The organism is Bradyrhizobium sp. AUGA SZCCT0182 (genome assembly GCF_018130185.1).
Lineage (GTDB): Bacteria > Pseudomonadota > Alphaproteobacteria > Rhizobiales > Xanthobacteraceae > Bradyrhizobium.
The window spans coordinates 86,306-107,754 of record NZ_JAFCLY010000021.1 but is presented as its reverse complement, the minus strand read 5'-3'; the positions used below and the strand labels follow the sequence as shown (position 1 = coordinate 107,754).

At 62.5% G+C, this 21,449-nt stretch carries 21 protein-coding genes and 1 riboswitch; of the genes, 13 read left to right on the top strand and 8 right to left on the bottom strand.

What is annotated here, in order from left to right:
* The first annotated feature begins 34 nt into the window (after positions 1 to 34).
* The 3 genes from JQ611_RS22405 (at position 35) to JQ611_RS22395 (ending at position 2,565) form a co-directional block, all read left to right on the top strand.
* Complete coding sequence (locus JQ611_RS22405; RefSeq protein ID WP_212466620.1) at positions 35 to 640, top strand: hypothetical protein; 606 nt, start codon at positions 35 to 37, stop codon at positions 638 to 640.
* Between the two features lie 121 nt (positions 641 to 761).
* The gene (locus JQ611_RS22400; RefSeq protein WP_212264367.1) at positions 762 to 1,979 is read left to right on the top strand and encodes an NADP-dependent isocitrate dehydrogenase; all 1,218 of its coding nucleotides are present in this window, start codon (positions 762 to 764) and stop codon (positions 1,977 to 1,979) included.
* Between the two features lie 82 nt (positions 1,980 to 2,061).
* Complete coding sequence (locus tag JQ611_RS22395; protein ID WP_212387122.1) at positions 2,062 to 2,565, top strand: DUF3455 domain-containing protein; 504 nt, start codon at positions 2,062 to 2,064, stop codon at positions 2,563 to 2,565.
* A 309-nt stretch (positions 2,566 to 2,874) separates the two neighbouring features.
* Here the strand turns inward: JQ611_RS22395 and alaS are convergent, their stop codons facing one another.
* A complete protein-coding gene (gene alaS / locus JQ611_RS22390) occupies positions 2,875 to 5,550 on the bottom strand; it encodes an alanine--tRNA ligase (protein WP_212466619.1) in 2,676 nt (891 codons plus the stop codon).
* A gap of 199 nt (positions 5,551 to 5,749) precedes the next feature.
* Positions 5,750 to 5,840: riboswitch (glycine riboswitch) on the top strand.
* A 137-nt stretch (positions 5,841 to 5,977) separates the two neighbouring features.
* On the opposite strand from alaS, the gene gcvT reads away from it, so the two are divergent.
* The 3 genes from gcvT (at position 5,978) to gcvP (ending at position 10,527) form a co-directional block, all read left to right on the top strand.
* Positions 5,978 to 7,123, top strand: a complete 1,146-nt coding sequence (gene gcvT / locus JQ611_RS22385; protein WP_212466618.1) for a glycine cleavage system aminomethyltransferase GcvT — start codon at positions 5,978 to 5,980, stop codon at positions 7,121 to 7,123.
* A 10-nt stretch (positions 7,124 to 7,133) separates the two neighbouring features.
* Positions 7,134 to 7,499 carry a glycine cleavage system protein GcvH gene (gene gcvH / locus JQ611_RS22380; RefSeq protein ID WP_212264363.1) on the top strand — a complete coding sequence of 122 codons (366 nt, stop codon included), beginning with the start codon at positions 7,134 to 7,136 and terminating at the stop codon, positions 7,497 to 7,499.
* 154 nt (positions 7,500 to 7,653) lie between these two features.
* Positions 7,654 to 10,527, top strand: a complete 2,874-nt coding sequence (gcvP, locus tag JQ611_RS22375) for an aminomethyl-transferring glycine dehydrogenase (protein WP_212466617.1) — start codon at positions 7,654 to 7,656, stop codon at positions 10,525 to 10,527.
* Between the two features lie 35 nt (positions 10,528 to 10,562).
* Here the strand turns inward: gcvP and JQ611_RS22370 are convergent, their stop codons facing one another.
* Together JQ611_RS22370 and recA are read right to left on the bottom strand one after the other, a co-directional pair.
* A complete protein-coding gene (locus tag JQ611_RS22370) occupies positions 10,563 to 11,534 on the bottom strand; it encodes a hypothetical protein (protein ID WP_212264361.1) in 972 nt (323 codons plus the stop codon).
* A 113-nt stretch (positions 11,535 to 11,647) separates the two neighbouring features.
* Positions 11,648 to 12,736 carry a recombinase RecA gene (gene recA, locus JQ611_RS22365; RefSeq protein ID WP_212264360.1) on the bottom strand — a complete coding sequence of 363 codons (1,089 nt, stop codon included), beginning with the start codon at positions 12,734 to 12,736 and terminating at the stop codon, positions 11,648 to 11,650.
* 695 nt (positions 12,737 to 13,431) lie between these two features.
* Here recA and JQ611_RS22360 point away from each other — a divergent pair.
* The 5 genes from JQ611_RS22360 (at position 13,432) to JQ611_RS22340 (ending at position 16,557) form a co-directional block, all read left to right on the top strand.
* Positions 13,432 to 13,587, top strand: coding sequence for a bacteriocin (locus tag JQ611_RS22360; protein WP_212466616.1), 156 nt, complete (start codon positions 13,432 to 13,434; stop codon positions 13,585 to 13,587).
* Positions 13,588 to 14,386: 799 nt separating this feature from the next.
* Positions 14,387 to 14,566: a hypothetical protein gene (locus tag JQ611_RS22355; RefSeq protein WP_212204474.1), complete on the top strand. Its 180-nt coding sequence runs from the start codon at positions 14,387 to 14,389 to the stop codon at positions 14,564 to 14,566.
* 287 nt (positions 14,567 to 14,853) lie between these two features.
* Entirely contained in the window at positions 14,854 to 15,027 is a 174-nt protein-coding gene (locus JQ611_RS22350) for a hypothetical protein (protein WP_192734190.1), read from the top strand.
* A gap of 272 nt (positions 15,028 to 15,299) precedes the next feature.
* On the top strand, positions 15,300 to 15,539 hold the full coding sequence (locus JQ611_RS22345) for a PilZ domain-containing protein (protein WP_192734191.1): 240 nt from the start codon (positions 15,300 to 15,302) through the stop codon (positions 15,537 to 15,539).
* 838 nt (positions 15,540 to 16,377) lie between these two features.
* Positions 16,378 to 16,557: a hypothetical protein gene (locus tag JQ611_RS22340; RefSeq protein WP_212035073.1), complete on the top strand. Its 180-nt coding sequence runs from the start codon at positions 16,378 to 16,380 to the stop codon at positions 16,555 to 16,557.
* 127 nt (positions 16,558 to 16,684) lie between these two features.
* Here JQ611_RS22340 and JQ611_RS22335 read toward each other — a convergent pair whose 3' ends face one another.
* Positions 16,685 to 16,915, bottom strand: coding sequence for a hypothetical protein (locus JQ611_RS22335; protein WP_212466615.1), 231 nt, complete (start codon positions 16,913 to 16,915; stop codon positions 16,685 to 16,687).
* Between the two features lie 84 nt (positions 16,916 to 16,999).
* Positions 17,000 to 17,278, bottom strand: coding sequence for a hypothetical protein (locus tag JQ611_RS22330; RefSeq protein WP_212264357.1), 279 nt, complete (start codon positions 17,276 to 17,278; stop codon positions 17,000 to 17,002).
* Positions 17,279 to 17,664: 386 nt separating this feature from the next.
* Between JQ611_RS22330 and JQ611_RS22325 the strand changes: the two genes are divergently transcribed.
* The gene (locus JQ611_RS22325; protein ID WP_212413652.1) at positions 17,665 to 18,126 is read left to right on the top strand and encodes a PaaI family thioesterase; all 462 of its coding nucleotides are present in this window, start codon (positions 17,665 to 17,667) and stop codon (positions 18,124 to 18,126) included.
* An 11-nt stretch (positions 18,127 to 18,137) separates the two neighbouring features.
* On the opposite strand, the gene JQ611_RS22320 is transcribed toward JQ611_RS22325, so the two are convergent.
* The 3 genes from JQ611_RS22320 to JQ611_RS22310 form a co-directional block, all read right to left on the bottom strand.
* Positions 18,138 to 18,431, bottom strand: coding sequence for an HdeA/HdeB family chaperone (locus tag JQ611_RS22320; protein ID WP_212387134.1), 294 nt, complete (start codon positions 18,429 to 18,431; stop codon positions 18,138 to 18,140).
* 343 nt (positions 18,432 to 18,774) lie between these two features.
* Positions 18,775 to 20,205 (bottom strand): caspase family protein, encoded by a 1,431-nt coding sequence (locus tag JQ611_RS22315; protein WP_212466614.1) that lies wholly within the window; start codon positions 20,203 to 20,205, stop codon positions 18,775 to 18,777.
* 181 nt (positions 20,206 to 20,386) lie between these two features.
* A complete protein-coding gene (locus JQ611_RS22310) occupies positions 20,387 to 20,620 on the bottom strand; it encodes a hypothetical protein (protein WP_212413719.1) in 234 nt (77 codons plus the stop codon).
* A 196-nt stretch (positions 20,621 to 20,816) separates the two neighbouring features.
* On the opposite strand from JQ611_RS22310, the gene JQ611_RS22305 reads away from it, so the two are divergent.
* Positions 20,817 to 21,224, top strand: coding sequence for a hypothetical protein (locus tag JQ611_RS22305; protein ID WP_212466613.1), 408 nt, complete (start codon positions 20,817 to 20,819; stop codon positions 21,222 to 21,224).
* Positions 21,225 to 21,449 lie beyond the last annotated feature (225 nt).

Here is a 21,449-nt window from a genome sequence, read left to right as displayed (position 1 = left end):
CGAACCGCGTCCGCGCGCACCGCGACAAAGCTTCATGTCTTCGCAGCAACAGCGCCGTCCGCATACGCCCAGGCCTTCACATGCGTCCCTGATCGGACGTCAGCGGGCGGGACAGCTGGCGCCGAGCGACACCGCCAAGGCGCTGCAGGCGGCGCGCGGCTGCCCCGATGCGTGGTATCGCGTTCAGGCTCTCGCCTCGGTTGCGGAATACGCGGACCCAAGCGCGGCCCTGTCTATCCTGGAAGAGGCCGCGCGTGAGGCGCCATCATGCCATGACGCCTATGGCACGGTGGCCGTGATGGCGTGGCCGATCGGCGTAGCGTTCAAGCTTGTCTTTGCCGAGCGCGAACTCAAAAAGTGCCTTGATCTGGCCTCTCGAATTGAGCCCCACGCATCGAAGGCCTACGCGCTTGAGATTCTCTGGGGCGCCTGCTTCGCGGAGCATCCCAGCCATGCCAATGCGGTGTGGCGCAGAATTCTGGAGCTTTGCCATCCGGACCGCAGCTGGCGTGCCGCCCGGCTCTATCTGCACATCGCCGAGATCCAGCACCGGCAGAACCGCAGCGCCGCCGCCGTGATCCGCGCCATGCCACCCGGCAAGGCGCGAAGCTGGCTGGAACGGCGTTTCGGGCTCGCCTGAAAACCAGCCATATCCGCACCGCCAATCGCCTTCCAGCCCGCGTTTTCGGATGCTATAGCGACGGCACCACCATCCCATCCGCCGCTAAACGCGCGGTTTTCCAAAAAAGGCCCCCTCCGTCATGGCAAAAATCAAGGTGACCAACCCCGTCGTCGAACTCGATGGCGACGAGATGACCCGGATCATCTGGCAGTACATCAAGGACAAGCTGATCAACCCGTTCCTTGACGTGAACCTGATGTATTTCGACCTTGGGATGGAATACCGCGACAAGACCAATGACCAGGTCACGATCGACGCCGCCAACGCCATCAAGAAGGTCGGCGTCGGCGTCAAATGCGCCACCATCACCCCGGACGAAGCCCGGGTGAAGGAATTCGGCCTCAAGGAAATGTGGAAGTCGCCCAACGGCACCATCCGCAACATCCTCGGCGGCGTGGTGTTCCGCGAACCCATCATCTGCAAGAACGTGCCGCGCCTGGTGCCCGGCTGGACCAAGCCGATCATCATCGGCCGTCACGCCTTCGGCGACCAGTACCGCGCCACTGATTTCAAGTTCCCCGGCAAGGGCACGCTGACGATGAAATTCGTCGGCGACGACGGCCAGGTGATCGAGCGCGAAGTCTACAAGTCACCGGGCGCCGGCATTGCGCTTGCGATGTACAATCTCGACGACTCGATCGCCGATTTCGCCCGCGCCTCGTTCAACCAGGGCCTCGCCAAGAGCTACTCGGTCTATCTCTCGACCAAGAACACCATCCTGAAAACCTATGACGGGCGGTTCAAGGACATCTTCCAGGACATCTACGACAAGGAATTCAAGGCCAAGTTCGAGGCGAAGAAGATCACCTATGAACACCGCCTGATCGACGACATGGTGGCGGCGGCGATGAAGTGGTCCGGCGGCTATGTCTGGGCCTGCAAGAACTACGACGGCGACGTGCAGTCCGACACGGTGGCGCAGGGCTATGGCTCGCTCGGCCTGATGACCTCGGTGCTGATGACGCCGGACGGCGACACCGTGGAAGCCGAGGCCGCGCATGGCACGGTGACGCGGCACTACCGCGAGCACCAGAAGGGCAAGGAAACCTCGACCAACTCGATCGCCTCGATCTTCGCCTGGACCCGCGGCCTGTCGCACCGCGCCAAGCTCGACAACAACGAGGAACTGGCGAAGTTTGCCAACACGCTGGAGAAGGTTTGCGTCGATACCGTCGAGGCCGGCTACATGACCAAGGACCTTGCGCTCCTGGTCGGCGCCGACCAGCGCTGGCTTTCCACGACCGGCTTCCTCGACAAGGTCGCGGAGAACCTCACCAAGGCGATGGCAGCGAAGTAAGCCGCCTCGTCATCGGCAAGACTATCAACGTCATGGCGAGCGAAGCTTCCGCTTCTCGCCATGACGAGTTCGGAGTATCGCCATGCCTCCTCTTCGGATTGCCGCGATTACCCTCCTGCTGCTTGCGAGTTCAGCGACCACACGCGCCGCCGAACCGCTTCCCGAAGCCATCGGCGCACCAGGCCAAAGCGTCGTAGTGACCCTGCATGCCGAAGGCGCGCAGGTCTACGAATGCAAAGCCGGCGCCGACGGCAAGGCGATCTGGTCGTTCCGCGAACCGATCGCGACGCTGCTCGCCGATGGCAAGACCGTCGGCCGCCACTACGCCGGACCGAATTGGGAACACAGCGACAGCAGCGCGGTGGCCGCCAAGGTCGCCGGCAACGCCCCCGGCGCGACCGCAAACGACATCCCTTGGCTGAAGCTCGAAGTGACATCCCGGCGCGGCAGCGGCGTCCTCGCCGATGTTACCACGGTGCAGCGGATCAACACCAAAGGCGGCAAGCACGAAGGCGCATGCGAGACCGTCGGCAGCTTCCTCAACGTGCCTTACTCGGCGGACTATGTGTTCCTGCGCAAGGGCTGAGGAGGGAGCCTAGTACACTTGTCCCTTCCGCTGGCACCAGCAGCCGGACTTGGAGCAGGTCCAATAGAAGCCAGCATCACACTTCTTCGAAGTATCGGCTTGCGCGATACGGAGCCCGTTGTGGCTGTGCGCTGTTTGTGGAGTCCCCGGCACCGTTGAGAGCGGAGCGGACGTTTCCAGAGCGCAGGCAGCACTGATCAAGCCAAACGCGAAAACGCAACCCAACGCAAATCGCGTGCTCCTCATTCTCGCCTCCATGCACGGCGAACGCCGGCCTGCGCTCGTGCCGCTGCGCATTGTCGTAACCAACTATGCGCCCGCCATCGCCTTTTCGATCGCCGACAACGCCGCATCCGCCTTGGCGCCGTCGGGCCCGCCGGCTTGCGCCATGTCGGGCCGCCCGCCGCCGCCCTTGCCGCCGAGCGTCGCCGAGGCGATCTTGACCAGATCGACCGCGCTGAAGCGCGAGGTCAGGTCGGCGGTGACGCCGACCACCACGCCGGCCTTGCCATCCTCGGTGACGCCGACGATCGCAACCACGCCGGAGCCAATCTGCTTCTTGCCGTCGTCGACGAGACTCTTGAGATCCTTGGTCTCGACGCCTTCGACCGCACGCGCCAGGAGCTTGACGTTGCCGACTTCGCGCACGCCGCTGGCAGCCGCAGCGCCATTGCCTCCGCCGCCGCCCATCGCGAGCTTCTTGCGCGCATCCGACAGGTCGCGCTCGAGCTTCTTGCGCTCTTCCACCAGCGCGGCAATGCGCGCCGGCATCTCTTCGACCGAGGTGCGCAGTTCGCCGGCCGCATTCCTCGCAAGCTGCATGGTGTCGTTGGCGTGCTTGCGCGCATGACGTCCGGTCAGCGCCTCGATGCGGCGGACGCCGGAGGCAACCGCGCTTTCGCCGGTCACTGAAATGAGGCCGATGTCGCCGGTACGGCGCACATGTGTGCCGCCGCACAATTCCACCGACCAGCCGAGCGTGTTCTGGCCCTGCTCGCGGGCCTGCTTGCCCATCGACACCACGCGCACCTCATCGCCATATTTTTCGCCGAACAGCGCGCGCGCCCCGGCCTCGCGGGCGTCGTCTACCGCCATCAGGCGCGTCGTGACTTCGTCATTCTCCAGCACCACCTCGTTGGCGATATCCTCGATGCGCGCGAGTTCTTCCGCCGTGATCGGCTTCTGGTGCACGAAATCGAATCGCAAGCGATCGGGCGCCACCAGCGAGCCGCGCTGGGCGATGTGGTCGCCGAGCACCTGGCGCAGCGCCTCATGCAGCAGATGCGTCGCCGAGTGATGCGCCCGGATCGAGGAGCGCCTGATATGGTCGACCTCGAGCTGCAAGGCGGTGCCGACCTTCAGCGTGCCCTGCTCCACCGTGCCCAGATGCACGAATAGATCGCCGGCCCGCTTCTGCGTATCGGTGACGCGGAACTTGACGTCCTTGCCGATCATCACGCCGGTGTCGCCGACCTGGCCGCCGGACTCGGCATAAAACGGCGTCTGGTTGAGAACGATCGATCCTGTCTCGCCGGTCTTGAGGCTGTCGGCATCCTTGCCGTCCTTCACCAGCGCGGAAACCACGCCCTCGGCGCTCTCGGTTTCATAACCGAGGAACTCGGTGGCGCCGAGTTTTTCGCGCAGCGGAAACCAGACGGTCTCGCTCGCGGTATCGCCCGATCCCGCCCACGACGCACGCGCCTTCTCTTTCTGCTTTTCCATCGCATCGGTGAACGAGGCGAGATCGACGCTGATGCCGCGCGACTTCAATGCATCCTGGGTCAGATCGAGCGGGAAACCGTAGGTGTCGTACAGCGTGAAGGCGGTATCGCCGTCGAACATGTCGCCCTTCTTCAGCGAACTGCTCTTCTCGTCGAGGATCGACAGGCCGCGCTCGAGCGTCTTGCGGAAGCGCGTCTCTTCCAGCCGCAGCGTTTCCTCGATCAGCTTTTCGCCTCGCACCAGATCCGGATAGGCCTGGCCCATCTCGCGCACCAGCGCCGAAACGAGACGATGCATCAGCGGATCGCGCGCGCCGAGCAACTGCCCGTGGCGCATCGCGCGGCGCATGATCCGGCGCAGCACATAGCCGCGGCCTTCGTTCGAGGGCAGCACGCCGTCAGCAATCAGGAACGACGATGCGCGCAGATGATCCGCGATCACGCGGAACGACGCCACGTTCTGCTCCTCCGGTCCGTGCCCGAGCGCGGACGCGGTGGAATCGATCAGGTGACGGAACAGATCGGTTTCGAAGACGCTCTCGACGCCCTGCAGGATGCAGGCCATGCGCTCCAGCCCGAGGCCGGTGTCGATCGAGGGACGCGGCAGCGGCACGCGCTCCTCCTTCGTCACCTGATCGAACTGCATGAAGACCAGGTTCCAGAATTCGAGGAAGCGATCGCCGTCCTCCTCCGGGCTGCCCGGAGGCCCGCCCCAGATGTGCTCGCCGCGGTCGATAAAGATCTCGGAGCATGGACCGCAGGGACCGGTATCGCCCGCGGCCCAGAAATTGTCTGATGTCGCGATGCGGATGATGCGGTCGTCGGAGAAGCCGGCGATCTTCTTCCAGTAGCGCGCCGCCTCGTCGTCGTCGTGGTAGATGGTGACGAGCAGCTTGTCCTTGTTCAGCCCGAAACCCTTGGTGACCAGGTTCCAGGCGAGCTCGATCGCACGCTCCTTGAAGTAATCGCCGAACGAGAAATTGCCGAGCATCTCGAAGAACGTGAGATGGCGCGCGGTGTAGCCGACATTGTCGAGGTCGTTGTGCTTGCCGCCGGCGCGGACGCATTTCTGCGACGTCGTAGCGCGCTGATAGGCGCGCTTCTCGATGCCGGTGAAGACGTTCTTGAACTGCACCATACCGGCCGCCGTGAACATCAAGGTCGGGTCGTTGCGCGGCACCAGCGGCGACGACGGCACGATCTCGTGGCCGTTCTCGGCAAAATAGTCCAAAAATTTCGACCTGATCTCGTTGACGCCGCTCATGTTCATCCAATCGGAAATAGGACCGGGTCAGGCCGCAAATAGCCTTCTCTGCCGGCGCAACGCTTTTAGACAAGGCCAAAGGCGGTGTCCAGAAACTGTGCAGGCGGATCATAGGCTTGCCGCAGCACACAAGACTGGTTGATAGCTGCCGCCGTGCGTTGACAGCCATGGTGGCGCCGTGTTTTCCTGCCTATGTTCAAGACGTCACGTCGGGAGAGATCGGCTTAAGCGCCGGCGCCGAAGGAGCAACCGCCCCGGAAACTCTCAGGCAAACGGACCCCGTGACGGACTAGCATCTGGAAAGAGACGCCGAAGGGCTTTGGCCCAGGGGTGTCCGCCGACGGGATAATACTCTCAGGCACAGCGACAGATGGGGCTTTCTTTGGGTTTTCGGGGGCTGGTCCCCGAACCCTGGAGGGTCCTTGGGATGCTGGCGAGCGACGAATCTCCTTTACATCACACACCCTTGCACGCGCTCCATGTGGCACGCGGCGGCAAGATGGTTCCGTTCGCCGGCTATGAAATGCCGGTGCAGTACGCCGCCGGCGTGCTCCGGGAACACCAGCACACGCGCAGCGCTGCCGGCCTGTTCGACGTCTCGCATATGGGCCAGCTCGCGCTACGGCCGAAATCCGGCAAGGTCGAGGACGCCGCACTGGCGCTGGAGCGGCTGGTGCCGCAGGACATCGTGGCGGTGGCGCCCGGGCGGCAACGCTACGCGCAGTTCACCAATCCCGATGGCGGCATTCTCGACGACCTGATGGTGGCGAATTTCGGCGACCATCTGTTTCTGGTGGTCAACGCCGCCTGCAAGGCCGAAGACGAGGCGCATCTGCGCGCGCACCTTTCGGATGTCTGCATGATCGATTCGCTGGCCGACCGCGCGCTGATCGCGCTGCAGGGGCCGAAGGCCGAATCCGCGCTGGCGAAGTTTTGTGCAGATGTCGGCGGGATGAAATTCATGGACACCGGTCCGCGCAAGGTCGCGGGCTTCGACTGCTTCGTTTCGCGCTCCGGCTATACCGGCGAAGACGGGTTTGAGATTTCGGTTCCGGCTGAACACACCGAAGCGCTGGTGACCGCGCTGCTGGAGAACAGCGACGTGCTGCCGATCGGATTGGGCGCCCGCGACAGCCTGCGGCTCGAGGCCGGACTTTGTTTGTACGGCCACGACATCGACACCACGACCAGCCCGGTCGAGGGCGCGCTGGAATGGTCGGTGCAGAAAAGCCGGCGAACTGGCGGCGCGCGTGCCGGCGGTTTCCCCGGCACTGAGGCCATTATTGCCCATTTTGAAAAAGGCGCCGCGCGCCGCCGCGTCGGCCTGCGGCCCGAAGGCCGCGCGCCGGTGCGCGAAGGCGCGGTGTTGTTTGCCGATAGCTCCTCGGCCCAGCCGATCGGCAAGGTCACCTCAGGCGGTTTCGGCCCGAGCCTCAATGCCCCCGTCGCGATGGGCTATCTGCCGTCGTCACTCGCCACAACCGGCACGCAAGTTTTCGCCGAAGTCCGCGGCCAGCGCCTGCCGCTGCAGGTCGCGCCCATGCCATTCGTTCCCAACACCTATAAACGCTGAAGGAAGTCTCATGACGATCTTGTTCACAACTGACCATGAATGGCTCCGCATCGAGGGCGATGTCGCCACCATCGGCGTCACGGATTATGCGCAGTCGCAGCTTGGCGATGTCGTGTTCGTCGAACTGCCCAAGGTCGGTCGCAGCCTGAAGAAGGCGGAGGCCGCCGCCGTGGTCGAATCCGTCAAGGCCGCCTCCGACGTCTACGCGCCGATCTCCGGCGACGTGCTCGAAGTCAACGAGGAACTCGCCGCCGAACCCGCGCTGGTGAATTCCGACGCCGCCGGCAAGGCCTGGTTCTTCAAGCTGAAGATCAAGGACAAGAGCGAACTCGATGGCCTGATGGACGAGGCCGCCTACGCCAAGCACACCGCGTGAGAAGATGAAGCGCTTCATAACCACATATCCGGTGTCATCGTCCGCGAAGGCGGACGATCCAGTACGCCGTGACATCTCGATTCAACCGCTGAAGCCAGTGATTACTGGATGCCCCGCCTTCGCGGGGCATGACGGCGAATAAAGAGGAATAGCCATGAACGCGCCGCTCAAGCATACCAACGAGGCCGCCACCGATTTCGTGCGCCGCCACATCGGCCCCTCACCCCGCGACATCGCGGCGATGCTGGAGAGCGTCGGCGCCAAGAGCCTCGGCGAATTGATGAGCCAGACGCTGCCGTCCTCGATCCGGCAGAAGACGCCGCTCGATCTCGGGCGCGCGTTGAGCGAGACCGAAGCGCTGGCGCATATGGGGGAACTCGCCGCGCAGAACCAGGTGTTCACCTCGCTGATCGGCCAGGGCTATTCCGGCACCATTCTGCCCGCCGTGATCCAGCGCAACATCCTGGAGAACCCGGCCTGGTACACGGCGTACACGCCGTACCAGCCCGAGATCAGCCAAGGCCGGCTGGAGGCGCTGTTCAACTTCCAGACCATGATCTGCGATCTCACCGGCCTCGACGTCGCCAACGCCTCGCTGCTCGATGAAGCCACGGCCGCCGCGGAAGCGATGGCGCTGGCGGAGCGCTTCTCTGGCGTGAAGAGCAAATCGTTCTTCGTCGATGCGGACGTGCATCCCCAGACGCTGGCGCTGCTCCGCACCCGCGCCGAGCCGCTGGGCTGGAAACTGATCGTCGGCGATCCCCTCGCCGATCTCGACAAGGCGGACGTGTTGGGTGCGCTGCTGCAATACCCCGGCGGTTCCGGCGCAGTGCGTGATCTGCGCCCCGCGATTGCGTCGCTGCGCGCCAAGGGGGCGCTTGCCGTCGTCGCCGCCGATCTGCTCGCGCTGACGCTGCTGGCCTCGCCCGGCGAACTCGGCGCGGACATTGCAATCGGATCGGCGCAGCGCTTTGGCGTGCCGATGGGCTATGGCGGACCGCATGCCGCCTATATGGCGGTGCGCGACGCGCTGAAGCGCTCGCTGCCCGGCCGCATCGTCGGGCTGTCGGTGGATTCGCGCGGCGAGCCGGCCTATCGCCTCGCGCTGCAGACCCGCGAGCAGCACATCCGCCGCGAAAAAGCCACCTCCAACATCTGCACCGCGCAGGTGCTGCTGGCGGTGATCGCCTCGATGTACGCGGTCTATCACGGCCCCGAAGGCCTGACCTGGATCGCGCGCCAGGTGCACCGGCGCGCCGCCGTGCTGGCGGCGGGACTGACAAAACTCGGCTTTGCGCCGGCGTCACAGAATTTCTTCGACACCGTCACGGTGACGACTGCTGCGAAGCAGGACGAGATCGTCGCGCGCGCCCGCACTGAGAGGATCAATCTGCGGATCAGTGACGGCACGCTCGGCATTGCCGTGGACGAGACCACGACGCCGGCCGTGATCGAGGCGGTGTGGCGCGCGTTCGGCGGCAAATTGTCCTACGCGGAAATCGAGATTGGCGTACGCGAGGACCTTCCGCCCGAGTTGAAGCGCGCCACCGCGTTCCTGACCCATCCGGTGTTTCACGCCCACCGCTCCGAGACCGAGCTGCTGCGCTACATGCGCAAGCTCAGCGATCGCGATCTCGCGCTCGACCGCGCGATGATTCCACTCGGCTCCTGCACCATGAAGCTCAACGCCACGGCGGAAATGATCCCGCTGACCTGGGCCGGGTTCGGCAGCCTGCATCCGTTTGCTCCGAACGAACAGGCCAAGGGTTATCACGCGCTATTTGCGCGGCTGGAAAAATGGCTGTGCGACATCACCGGCTATGACGCGATTTCGCTGCAGCCGAATTCCGGCGCGCAGGGTGAATATGCCGGGCTGCTCGCGATCCGCGGCTATCACGCCGCGCGCGGCGAGCCGCATCGCAAAATCTGCCTGATCCCCTCCTCCGCGCACGGCACCAACCCGGCCTCCGCCGCGATGGTCGGCATGGACGTGGTGGTGGTCGCCTGTGACATCAGAGGCGACGTCGACGTAGATGATCTGCGCGCGAAGGCCGAGAAGCATTCGAAAAATCTCGCCGCGATCATGATCACCTATCCCTCGACGCATGGCGTGTTCGAGGAGCATATCCGCGATATCTGCGACATCGTGCACTGCCATGGCGGACAGGTCTATCTCGACGGCGCCAACATGAATGCGCAGGTCGGCCTGTCGCGGCCCGGCGATTACGGCGCCGACGTCAGCCACCTCAATTTGCACAAGACGTTCTGCATTCCGCATGGCGGCGGCGGCCCCGGCATGGGACCGATCGGCGTCAAGGCGCACCTCGCGCCGTTCCTGCCCGGCCATCCCGCGACCGATGGCGCTACCCCGCATCCGATCGGGCCGGTGTCGGCCGCCCCGTTCGGCTCGGCGTCGATCCTGACGATCTCCTACATCTACATTTTGATGATGGGCGGCGAAGGCCTGACGCGGGCGACCGAGATCGCGATTCTCAACGCCAACTACATCGCGGCGAAACTCGATCCGCATTTTCCGGTGCTGTACAAAAACGCAAAAGGCCGCGTCGCGCATGAATGCATCGTGGATCCCCGCCCGCTGAAGGCGACCAGCGGCGTCACCGTCGACGACATCGCGAAAAGGCTGATCGACTACGGCTTCCATGCTCCGACCATGAGCTTTCCGGTGCCGGGCACGCTGATGATCGAGCCGACCGAATCGGAATCGAAGGCGGAGCTGGATCGCTTCTGCGACGCCATGATTGCGATCCGTAACGAGATCGCCGAGGTCGAAAGCGGCCGCTGGAAGATCGAGGCCTCGCCGCTGCGCCACGCCCCGCACACCGTGCACGACATCGCCGACGATGCCTGGGCCCGCGCCTACAGCCGCGCCGAGGGCTGCTTCCCGGCCGGCACGTCGCGGACGGACAAATACTGGTGCCCGGTCGGCCGCGTCGACAACGTCTATGGCGACCGCAACCTGGTGTGCTCGTGCCCGCCGGTGGAGGATTACGCGCAGGCAGCGGAGTAAGCTTCGTCGGAGCGCAGCGATACCCATCCTACAAATCAGGGCGCGACCAACGCGCGGTTCACCGGATCCCAGCGCCACAGATTGTCATTGGTCAATTCCGTCCCACCCCACCAGCGGTGCATCGGATTGTGCCGGCTGAAATCTTCAGCCTGCGCCAAGACGGCCTCGCCGAGCTTGGTCAGCGACAGTTTGCTCTTTCTGTATCGCACGAGACGGTCAGCGTCATCATGCATCTCGTCCGTAAACGGTCCCTCCTCGAGGCCGGCTACGGCAGGTGCCGGACCGCGAGCCAAGCCGTCCAGCAGCGCGCCGACCTCCCAATAGCCGAACACTCGCCGCGTGTTTTGCTTGTTGTGGCCCGGAAAAAGGTCGAACGGAGTTACGTCGCCGGCCGCGACCAGTTCCAGCATTCGCATTTCGGTCGCGCCTAGGCCGGTTGCAGGCCTGGGTAGTTCTTCGAGTAATTCCATCACGGTCTGCCGAAGCTGCGGCAAAGCGCTGAGATCCTTATCGAGCAAATCAGCCCAATGCCGCGGCGTCGGCTGTCGATAAGCGTGCCAAGCCATACTGGCCGCCTCGGTATGCTCAATTTGGATTCTAATGCCGGGCGGCTTCCATTCCGAAATCGTTTCCGGATGTTGTTGGGCAATGTCGACGTCCGCCTGATACAAGCTCAGTTTCGAGACGATACTCTTGCGCGAACTCAGGCAATCGAGAAGCTGAATGAGCAAGAGCTGTGCGTTCGGCTCGAGGTCGAACCACAATTCGACGGTCTCGCAGCGTTCGCAGAGATCAAGCGGCCCCACCTCTTCCGAATGAAACTTGCCAAGCCGGTGCGGTAGAAAACGATCCAGTAAGCCCGGCCCCAACATGGCTTCCAGCTTCGCGTCGGATGGCAATTCGCCCCAGACGAGCCGGAAGCCAAATGGAATTACGATATCGCCGACCCCGGCGCGCAGCAGGCACCCGCCCGCCGAATCGCTCGATGTCAAAACCAACCGCGTCATGTTCGTCACCCGCCTACACACAACAAAACGGGCACTGAAGACGTCGGCAACTCAACGTCCTCAGCACCCGCTATGTCGAAACCCGGATCATGCGATCCGAGGTCCGGAAAATCCTACTCGTCGGCCGGCTCTTCGCCGTCGGCGTCGCGCTCGGGGGGACCAGCCAGAATCTGTTCGGCGATCAGGCCGGAGTTCTGGCGAATCGCCGCCTCGATCTTTGCGGTCATGTCGGGATTGGCCTTGAGGAACGCCTTCGAGTTCTCACGCCCCTGCCCGAGCCGCTGGCTGTCATAGGAGAACCAGGCGCCGGATTTCTCGACGATGCCGGCCTTGACGCCGAGGTCGAGGATTTCGCCCATTTTGGAGACGCCCTCGCCATACATGATGTCGAATTCGACCTGCTTGAACGGCGGCGCCAGCTTGTTCTTTACGACCTTGACGCGGGTCTGGTTGCCGACGACTTCATCGCGCTCCTTGATCGCGCCGATGCGTCGGATGTCGAGGCGAACCGAGGCGTAAAACTTCAGCGCATTGCCGCCGGTGGTGGTTTCCGGCGAGCCGTACATCACCCCGATCTTCATGCGGATCTGGTTGATGAAGATCACCATGGTGTTGGATTTGTTGATCGAGGCGGTGAGCTTGCGCAGCGCCTGGCTCATCAGCCGCGCCTGCAGGCCGGGCAGCGCATCGCCCATCTCGCCTTCGAGTTCGGCCTTCGGCACCAAGGCGGCGACGGAATCCACCACCAGCACGTCGACCGCACCCGAGCGCACCAGCGTGTCGCAGATTTCCAGCGCCTGCTCGCCGGTGTCGGGCTGCGAGATCAGGAGCTCGTCGATGTTGACGCCGAGCTTGCGGGCATAGACCGGGTCGAGCGCATGTTCGGCGTCGATGAAGGCGCAGATGCCGCCCTTCTTCTGGGCTTCGGCCACCGTATGCAGCGCCAGCGTGGTTTTGCCTGAGGATTCCGGCCCGTAGATTTCGACGACGCGGCCTCTCGGCAGGCCGCCGACGCCGAGCGCGATGTCCAGCCCGAGCGAGCCCGACGAAATCGTCTCGATATCCATCGAGCGATCGTTCTTGCCCAGCTTCATCACAGAACCCTTGCCGAACTGGCGCTCGATCTGGGAGAGCGCGGCGGACAGGGCCTTGGTCTTATCCATGGAGGATCCTTCGACGATACGCAGGGCAGTGGCGGACATGGGTGCTCCTTATGGCGGGGATTCGCTAGCGGGACAAACGGACGACGAGGATCTCAGGGGATTCGACTGACGGTGAATGCTTGTACCACCTTTGTTCTCTGTTCGCAATATGTTCTTTCAGAGAGAGCGGTACTGGCCCCTCTCGCCCCCATTCTAAGTTAATGATCCCTTGTGATTTTTGAGGTGGCCCCTTTTGGCCCTCACCAGCGCCGCGATGTTGCCGCGCTCTGTTCATCCCCCTAAATGGGTAGGCCGAACCGGCCGGTACTGGCCTGTTTCGACCCCTAGTGGCCGAAGTTGAAATGCGCAGTGGCCTTTTTTGGAGTGTTCACTTCGGAACCGACGTCCGGGATCGGAATTTTATAGGATCGGACATGCAAACCCTACGGTTAGGACCCGTCAGCAACGAGGTTGTATCATGCAGCGTCGCCGATCCGTTCCTCACACATTTGAACATCGAATTGCAGCTGAGAAGGCCCGGTTAGAAGCACAGGTAACCAAGCTCAAACCTGGTCCTCAGAAGGAAGTGCTGCTCAGGAAGATCAGGCAGCTAGAGACGGCCTCTCACATAAACGAGTGGCTTTCCTCTCCTGGACTTCAACCACCAGAACCAGCCTAGAAAAGTAAGGCCGCCCTCCCGGCATACTCGCTCCAGATCAACGGCGCACAAGTGCGCCGTAACGCGGAGCGGGACCATGAACAACCAGAATGAAATTCGCGAACTGACCGATGCGGAGCGACTGACCGACGATGAGCTTGAATCGGTCTCAGGGGGTAAAGTCATTTCGAAGGGCGTCATCAATTCGAGTGCAATCAGCCTTCCGAAACCCAGCTACCCGCCCGTCGCGTAAACGAGGCCGCCCGAGTCGGCACTGCCCGTTCTCCGACCGTGAACAAGGCTCCGAGGCCGCCTCCATTGGCGGCCCCTTCTTCGTCATCGTCCTCCAAGACTTCCTTTTGCTTTTGGCCTCGAGCAACTTTGATCAAGTTTGCCGATCTCTATCGGTCCATCTTCCCTTCGACCAATAACCGCACATTGATTTCGCGAACGACTTTGTTGCGCATCCAACCCGCAGCCAGCGTATTGCTATCCTGATCGTTGTCTCTCTCACCAGCAAAGGGCGCGCTGCCACCATCATTCGGGAAACTGGCTATCGAAGCACTGGCGCTTGCCGTGCCCTCGAAGCCGTCTTAAGCGCGCCCAAAGAAACGGCCCCAGCCTCGGGGAAGAGGCACTGGGGCCGCTTGTGCTGCCGGGGCAATTGGGACTGGCAGCGCCTTCACAACTCCGCCCATTGCCACTTGTTCCCGAAATTCTGTGTCCCTTTTCAGCAACCTTGTCCTGTCCCGGACGTATACTCCAGGCTGGGGCATTGCAATTTCCAGCTCGGGTGCAGCGCCGCCAAGCATTATTCAGCTTGGCGGCGTTGTGCTTTTGAGTGGCTACTTTGCCTTCACGGGTGTCCCATTTCGGCCAGTACCCGACTCGGCATCCTCGGCGGGGCCTATTCTACTTTGCATGGGGTTGTTTTCGCGATTTTGCGTCTGAGCCGTCGTGTGACGGTCATCACAGCGGTGCGTCGAGGGTCAGCCTATCCCTGACATCCAGGGTGGCGGGAATGGTCCTGCCCACGCAAACAGGAGACGGACATGACCGAACTCAACAACGAAATCTGCGAAATGTCGTTTGAACAACTCGAACAGGTCAGCGGCGGTGCCATCCTCGACCGGATCGTCGACGCGTACCTGAAGGCTTTGGGCGCCCGCTTGCTGGACGCCGTGCACCAGCCGCTGGTATCGCCGCAGAAGATGACCCTGCACATGCGATAGTGCCGGTCCGGCAAACCGGAATTGAGAGGCCGCCTTGCTTGGCGGCCTCTTTTGTTTGAGGACGCCGCCAGCGCCATCCAACAATGCCTGACGTCCTATTTCGGCCAGTTGCGAGAAGCTGTGCTGACCGCGTATCTGCTCAACGCAACTTGTGCGGCAATGATCGGCGAATTGATCGGTGCCTTCGCTCGACGCGATTTGGAGTGTGCCAGCCGTCACAGCCAACGGGAACATCCGAGCGCACCCTTGCAACGTGATTGTCGTAATCCCCATCAAAGGAGAGACGCATGATTGAGATTGGCCAGAAGCCTATCGATGAACTGAACGTCGGCGAACTGACCATCGACGAACTGGACGCCGTGAACGGCGGCGGCCGTTTGAGCGATCTTTACCACCATGTCGTAGCCGTCATTCGCTTCCATACCGGTACCATCAGGAACATCGCGACAACCCTGCCGTAACCGACGCTTTGAAGAGGCCGCCTTTCATTGGCGGCCTCTTGGGCGACCTGAAAAATGCGTTCAAGGCGGGATCCGCAAAGGCTCCGGCGAGCGAACCTTAATGCGGCGCTAGGCCGTCGTCGCAAGGCGGCCTTCCCCCGTAGTTCTCCGGACAAGAACAAAGTTCCCAACCGGATGGTCGCCAGTTTTTCGCCTTGTGTTCGCGCCTTACCCCCGCGCGAACCCGGACCCACCATCCATTTGCAGGTGAATCAGTGCTATAATGAGATTCTATGGACGAGACCCGGATCGCACCGCGGCGTCGCACGTTGAAGGCCGGAACCATCGAGTTCGGCGGCGGCGGGATTGATTGCACCGTTCGGAATCTCTCGGCCTCCGGCGCAGCGCTTGAGGTCGTGACCCCGCTGTTCATCCCGGACCGCTTCACATTGTTCGTGCCATCAGAACAATTGAAGCGGCCGTGCCATATCGTCTGGCGCAAGGATAAGCGCATCGGCGTCACGTTCGATTAAGCCGCCGCGCCGGTCGCGTCGCCAGAGCAAAACGACCCCGCCGCATGGGGCCATACAGACGGGGTCGCCGACAGCGGGGAATAATCTGGAGGACCACCCCACCGTCAGACAGATACGGCGGCAGCGATCGCTTCGTTTCAGCATCGATTTTTTAACAGCAGACGTTGAACCTTTTGCAGGGCCGCCAAGACATATTGCTGCCTGGGACATTGCATCACTCGGGGTATAAGCCTGCGCCGCCAAGCGACTATATTCCGCTTGCGCGGCGCGGTGCGTTTTGGAGAGGTCAGGAAGGTCAAAGACTGCCTCCGCGGGCATTCCAGGTCGCTGCCGGCAAGCAACAAGCCGCGGCTCGTGGGAGCGCCGGCAAGGCGGCTTGGCCACCCCAACTGCCGAACGCGGGATTGCCCCTCGCATAGCGATCACCGCGTGTCACAGGCGCGCTTTATCGTTAGACGACCGCAAAGTACGCTATCGGACAAATGGAAACTTTGCCCGCCCAACTCAGTTAATTCAGTTGGCGTATGGGGAGATTCCCTATGAATCACAAAGGTATAGAATATACGCTGACAAGATCGGAAACCCCGGGGATCTGGAACTGGCAATTCCGGATCGGTGACCTCGTCAGGTCGGGAAGAACGGAAGCGAGACTGCTCCTGCTCGCGATGCGCCGCGTTCAGCTGAAGATTGACCGCGAGCTCAGGCACACCGGGCGCGGAGCGACCTCCCAGTTCGGGGCCCCGCACCCGCCCATTCCCTCAACGGGCATCAAATAATATTTACAATCTAAAGTGACAATCTCGGATTGAATGCGGCTTGGGTCGGACAGGGCTGCTTCATGATCTACAAGGGCGTCGAATATACCGTGACTGCGGTTGCTCCGGGTATCTGGAAATGGCAATTCCGGATTGACGACAGGGTCGTCACCGGCAAAACCGAAGCCAAACTCTATCTGCTCGCGGTGAGACGGGTACAGCTGCGGATCAACCGCGAGCGGAAAAAAAGCGCATCTGGCTAGTTCGCCGTTCCCTGCATTGCCAGCACCATCTCGACGACCAACCGGCCGCCTTGGCGGTGGCCGCGAACAAGCGCTGGGCTCCAAGTGCTGGCCCGCAGCACTAGACTTGCGACCAATGCCTGATTTTCTAGTCCGCGCTGGGAAGCCGCCGCATCGTGAATTCGATGTCGCCGCCGGGTAGTTCGCGCCAGCTCTCGACCGCGCTCAAATAGGCCGCCTTGGGATAGCGGCTGAGGAAATCGCGCGCCCTCGTCCGCGCTACCTCGCGCGGCAGCGTGAGGGTCTCGCGCAGATAGCCATCATCCGGCTTGCGCCGGGTGGCCATCCGGCTGGCCAGATCGCGCGGGCGCATGACCATGCCGCAACTCCGAAACACATGACGACACGTTCAATATAGGGCCGGCGGAGAACGATTCCGAGTCTGCGCTATGGGGGCTTTCGGCTAGCGAGGGGTATTGGCCGCACTGCCGGTCTTCGGCTTGGCTGGCGCAGCCGCCTTGGGCGTGTCGTTGCTGCGCACGGTTCCCCACGGATCGGAAGAGGCCTTGGAGTCGGGAATCTTCTTCAGCGATTCCTTGTAGGCCTTATCCCTGACCGCATCCTGTTCCTTCTCCTCCGGAGTCCTGGTGGCGACTTCAGGCATCAGGTTGAGATTGGGCATTTGCGCGTAAGCGGGGGCCATCAGCAACACCATCATCGCGGCCGCGCTCAGAATTCTCATAACAGGTTCTCCTTTGGGACGCTCTCCCCCGGCGTTTTCGGGCGGTATAGCACCGCCGCAGCCGCGCCGCCAAGCGCGCGCCCACGGTGGATCAAAGCCGGTCCGACTTGCAGGATTTGGGGGATTGCATCCAGTCGTCCCAGATCGGACCGCATTTGGTGCAGCCGCTAAGCGCAAGGCCCACGGCAATCAGGCTCGAAATCAATACCACCCGGCGAAACATGAACGCGCCCCACTCCCCGAAGCGGCGATCATGCCCCTCAAGTCTGGCATTTTCAAGCCAATGCAGGCGGACGTTTGGGAATGCCGACCGGGCTTGCCATGGTCATTTCGGCCGAATGCCCCTTACAATGGGCGGATAAATATCGTCCGAGGAACAACCATTCATGCAACAGCAACAGACCGCGGCATTCGGCATCACGGAAGCAAAGCGGGTGCTGGACGAGGTGTTTGCACCGTGGGTGCTTGACCTCAATCTGTCGATCGAGGGTTTCGACTTCACCCCGCCGCCGGGTGGATCGGCCGACTGGCAGCCCGGTGCGATCCTGCGCATGCCGTTCTCGGAACGGCTGTGCCGCAATGGCGGCGTTGTCTCCGGCCAGGCGCTGATGGCGTTTGCCGACACCGCGATGGTGATTGCCAACGTCGCCGCCAATCGCGGCTATCGCCCGATGACGACGGTCGATCAGACCACGCATTTCATGCGCGCGGTCACCGCCTCCGACGTGCTGGCCGATGCGCGCGTTGTTCGCCTCGGGCGCACCATGAGCTTCGGCCGCGTCACGCTCTCCAGCGCCACCGACAACAAGCCGGTGGCGATGGTCTCGAGCGCGTTCGCGATGCTGTAGTTATTCAGGCGTTACTTGCCGAGGACCGATTCAGCGGCATTGACGATGCTCATTGTCGGATTCTTTCCGCAATAGGTGCCGAACTTCTTGGCGTTCTCGACGAACACGTCGGTGTCGATGATCGCCTCGTCGGAGTCGCCCTTGTACCAGCCGTCCATCCAGGTCAGCACCATCTTGATGGTGTCATCACCACCATCGACGAACTGCTTGCAGGTCATGGTCGACAGATCGAGCACGACGGCATGCGCCGGAACGGATGACAGCGTAAACGCCGCCGCAAACAGGATCGAAACAGTCGTCTTCATGATGCTCTCCCTTGGCGCATGACAGCGAAAGCCGGCACCAATGCCGGAAAACCGTGCCAGCACGTTTCCCGGGGCAATGTCGTAATCGAAATCCGAATGCATGCGCAAGCACCGCTTGTGCTCAATCGAACATCCGCAATTACGCTGCGCTACATGGGATTCTCAAACAGAGCACGATAACGTTTCGCACGACGGCGGCGGTGCCAGCGCCACGCCGCGAGCACCAGCAGCGCGACAACGAGGGCGAGGCGAACAGGCCGATCAGGCTTCGCATGCTATCTCCGCAAGGAGAAGCGCCGCACGCGCGGCGCTCCCCTGCAAGATCGATTACGTGATTGCCGCTTCAGTATCTACCCCGGCCGCCCTGATGACCGCCGCCGCCATAGCCGCCGCCACCGATGCCAATCCCGATGCCTACGCCGACGGGCGGCCCGACGGGCTCATACACCTCGCGCGGCGGCGGGCGGCGATAGACCACTTCATCATCATAGTAGTCGGGCCCGCGCCCCCGCTTCGGCGGCGCACGCTCGACGCGCTTGGGCGGATCCGGATCGACGCGCTTGATCGGCGTATTGTTCTTCTTCAGCTGCGGCGCTGACGCCGGCGGGGTGCAGGGACAGGTCAGCGCGACGTTCTGCGGCGTAGCGCCACCGCTCACCGCCACCGCCGGGATGATCTCGGGACGGTTGCGCAGGCGTTCTTCCATCGTGCGCGCGGTCGGCGTCAAATCGCTGTCCGGGAATCTTGTCAGGAAGGCGCGATAGCCCGCCGCGGTGTTTGCGATCACCGCATTGTTCCACGCCACCATGCGCTTGTGCCGATTGAGCCAGTCGCGGGCCAGCGCACCGAGCGGAGTCTGCGCGTACAGATTGGCAAACGCCTCGTAGGATTCATCGGTGCCATCGGCGACGATGATTTCATTCGCGGCCTCGACCGGCTTGCCCTTCAATTCGCGCGTCCACTCCTCGACGGTTTTCTTGGTCGCGGCCAGCTTCGGGCCGGCCACTGGGGTGCCGGAAAATCTGAAATCCTCGGTCAGCGAGGAGCTGTCCCACGGCGTCTGCCGACCGTCGGTCGCCTTGTTGACCGACACGCGCGTGCGCTTGAAGGTTTCCTCGATCGGAATGTTGGTTTCCTTGGCCGCGGCGATCAGCGCGGTGGTGTAGGGACTGTTGCTGCCCGTGCCGTCCTCGGCCACCGCACCGGGTGAGGTCGAGAACGACAGGAACGTATTCGGCGCGCCGATCTTGGCGTCGATGATCGCGAGCCCGCCGCCCGCACTCTTGGCTATGCTGGGGAACGGATTGTTACGGCAGGCATCGAGCAGCAGGATACGCATCTTGCTCGGCGCCGAGGTCAGCGTGTTCAAGACGTCGTTCAGCCGAATCGCCTGGATCGGAATGTCGGATTCCCGCTTCGGATCGATGTCGACCGGCACCAGAAAATTCTCGCCGTCGATCTGCACGCCATGTCCGGCGTAATACACCAGCGCGATCGAATCGCCGCCCTTGGACGCGACCTTGCCGGCGAACTCCGAGAGCTGATCGCGAATCTGGCTCTGCGACAGATCGGAAGCGGTCGAAACCTCGAAGCCGGAATCGATCAGCATCTGGCTGACCGCCTTGGCGTCGTTGATCGGATTGGGCAGCGCCGGAACGGCTTTATAGGCCGATTGACCGATCACCAGCGCGAGACGGCTTTCGGCGGAGGCGGAATGCGCGCCCAGCAGCAGCGCCGCCGGAAACACCAGATGGAAAAGCGCGTGACGAAACATGGGGCCACCTCCGGCAATGCAGGCTGCAAATTGGTCAAGGTCTTGGTGGTAAAGGTTCAAGCAAGTCAGGCAGTGTGAGGTGGGACACAGACTCAGTTCAACGACGAATTTGTCGCAGGCATAAAGCCAACGCGATTGATGTAATCAATTTGGTTTACTTGGATTACTTGGATTTCTTGGATTACTTGGATTTCCTGGCGGGTTCCGCCGGGCGCGCGACGCCCCAGGGATCGTATTTTTCCTTCGGTTCGGGAATTCGATCGAGCGCAGCCTTGTAGGCTTTCTCGTCCACCTTCGGCTTGGTGTCCTGCTTCGCTCTCGTTTCCTCACCACCCCCTTGCTGTCGCCGGCCCTGGGCGTGCGCCGGCATCGCAAGCAACGCCAGAATGAATGCCGCAATCGTAATGGTCTTCATCGCCCCTGCTTTCTTCGCCATCCTGTTCGGCTACGTTCCGTCGGGATGATGGCAATCCCGGGATCGGTATCCGGGCCATGATAGCCTGTCCGGATGCGCTGTTCAGCAAATGTTGATCGGCATGGCCCGATCGGCCGCACAATTTGATCGCCGCCGGGGGGCGCAATTTTCGCCGTCCCGGGGTAGAAAGCCGGCGATGGGGCGGGTCATTGTTCACATTGCGTTGATCGCGGGCGTTGCGCTTGTGCTGGCAGGCTGCGGCTTTGCCGACGTCCGCTCGCCGGTGCCGGAATTCATGCGCGCCAAAGCACCCGAACCGCCGTCGCTCGAGGCACCGCCGGACGTCAAGCGTCTGCTCAGCGAAAAACTGGATTCGGTGTTCCTGGCGGCGTCCAATCCGAGGGGGGTGCAGGTCTCGACGCCACGCCCCGAGCTGCGCGGAACGGGCTGGACCGCCTGCGTCAAGGCCGATCTGACCTCGGTGAACGGCAAGCCGCTCGGCACGCAAACCTATCGTATCACGATTTCCAACGGCACGATTTTCGATCGCCGCCACGTCGAGGCGGAAGACACCTGCGCGACGGAGAGCTACGAGCCGGTTTAGCGGGGTCGGTGCAGCCGGTGCGTTGCAACGGATTCGAATTTTAAAGAGCGCCGTCGTCCCGGCGCAGGCCGGGACCCATACCGCGTGATCTCTCTATGAAGCTCGGTAGCAGAGACCATTCGCAAAACTTCTTCCTGTGGTTATGGGTCCCGGCCTTCGCCGGGACGACGTGGAAATAGTTTCGCATTCTCGCGACGCGATGCGCCCGAGTTATGGAAAATTCTT

Bases quoted from the DNA above. Each gene is read 5' to 3' on its own strand.
- JQ611_RS22395 (WP_212387122.1), top strand. From the start codon at position 2,062: ATGCCTCCTCTTCGGATTGCCGCGATTACCCTCCTGCTGCTTGCGAGT.
- JQ611_RS22370 (WP_212264361.1), bottom strand. From the start codon at position 11,534: ATGACGCGGTTGGTTTTGACATCGAGCGATTCGGCGGGCGGGTGCCTG.
- JQ611_RS22355 (WP_212204474.1), top strand. From the start codon at position 14,387: ATGACCGAACTCAACAACGAAATCTGCGAAATGTCGTTTGAACAACTC.
- JQ611_RS22335 (WP_212466615.1), bottom strand. From the start codon at position 16,915: ATGGTCATGCGCCCGCGCGATCTGGCCAGCCGGATGGCCACCCGGCGC.
- gcvT (WP_212466618.1), top strand. From the start codon at position 5,978: ATGCTGGCGAGCGACGAATCTCCTTTACATCACACACCCTTGCACGCG.
- JQ611_RS22350 (WP_192734190.1), top strand. From the start codon at position 14,854: ATGATTGAGATTGGCCAGAAGCCTATCGATGAACTGAACGTCGGCGAA.
- JQ611_RS22305 (WP_212466613.1), top strand. From the start codon at position 20,817: ATGGGGCGGGTCATTGTTCACATTGCGTTGATCGCGGGCGTTGCGCTT.
- JQ611_RS22325 (WP_212413652.1), top strand. From the start codon at position 17,665: ATGCAACAGCAACAGACCGCGGCATTCGGCATCACGGAAGCAAAGCGG.
- JQ611_RS22400 (WP_212264367.1), top strand. From the start codon at position 762: ATGGCAAAAATCAAGGTGACCAACCCCGTCGTCGAACTCGATGGCGAC.
- gcvP (WP_212466617.1), top strand. From the start codon at position 7,654: ATGAACGCGCCGCTCAAGCATACCAACGAGGCCGCCACCGATTTCGTG.
- JQ611_RS22330 (WP_212264357.1), bottom strand. From the start codon at position 17,278: ATGAGAATTCTGAGCGCGGCCGCGATGATGGTGTTGCTGATGGCCCCC.
- gcvH (WP_212264363.1), top strand. From the start codon at position 7,134: ATGACGATCTTGTTCACAACTGACCATGAATGGCTCCGCATCGAGGGC.
- JQ611_RS22310 (WP_212413719.1), bottom strand. From the start codon at position 20,620: ATGAAGACCATTACGATTGCGGCATTCATTCTGGCGTTGCTTGCGATG.
- recA (WP_212264360.1), bottom strand. From the start codon at position 12,736: ATGTCCGCCACTGCCCTGCGTATCGTCGAAGGATCCTCCATGGATAAG.
- JQ611_RS22340 (WP_212035073.1), top strand. From the start codon at position 16,378: ATGATCTACAAGGGCGTCGAATATACCGTGACTGCGGTTGCTCCGGGT.
- JQ611_RS22405 (WP_212466620.1), top strand. From the start codon at position 35: ATGTCTTCGCAGCAACAGCGCCGTCCGCATACGCCCAGGCCTTCACAT.
- JQ611_RS22320 (WP_212387134.1), bottom strand. From the start codon at position 18,431: ATGAAGACGACTGTTTCGATCCTGTTTGCGGCGGCGTTTACGCTGTCA.
- JQ611_RS22345 (WP_192734191.1), top strand. From the start codon at position 15,300: ATGGACGAGACCCGGATCGCACCGCGGCGTCGCACGTTGAAGGCCGGA.
- alaS (WP_212466619.1), bottom strand. From the start codon at position 5,550: ATGAGCGGCGTCAACGAGATCAGGTCGAAATTTTTGGACTATTTTGCC.
- JQ611_RS22315 (WP_212466614.1), bottom strand. From the start codon at position 20,205: ATGTTTCGTCACGCGCTTTTCCATCTGGTGTTTCCGGCGGCGCTGCTG.
- JQ611_RS22360 (WP_212466616.1), top strand. From the start codon at position 13,432: ATGAACAACCAGAATGAAATTCGCGAACTGACCGATGCGGAGCGACTG.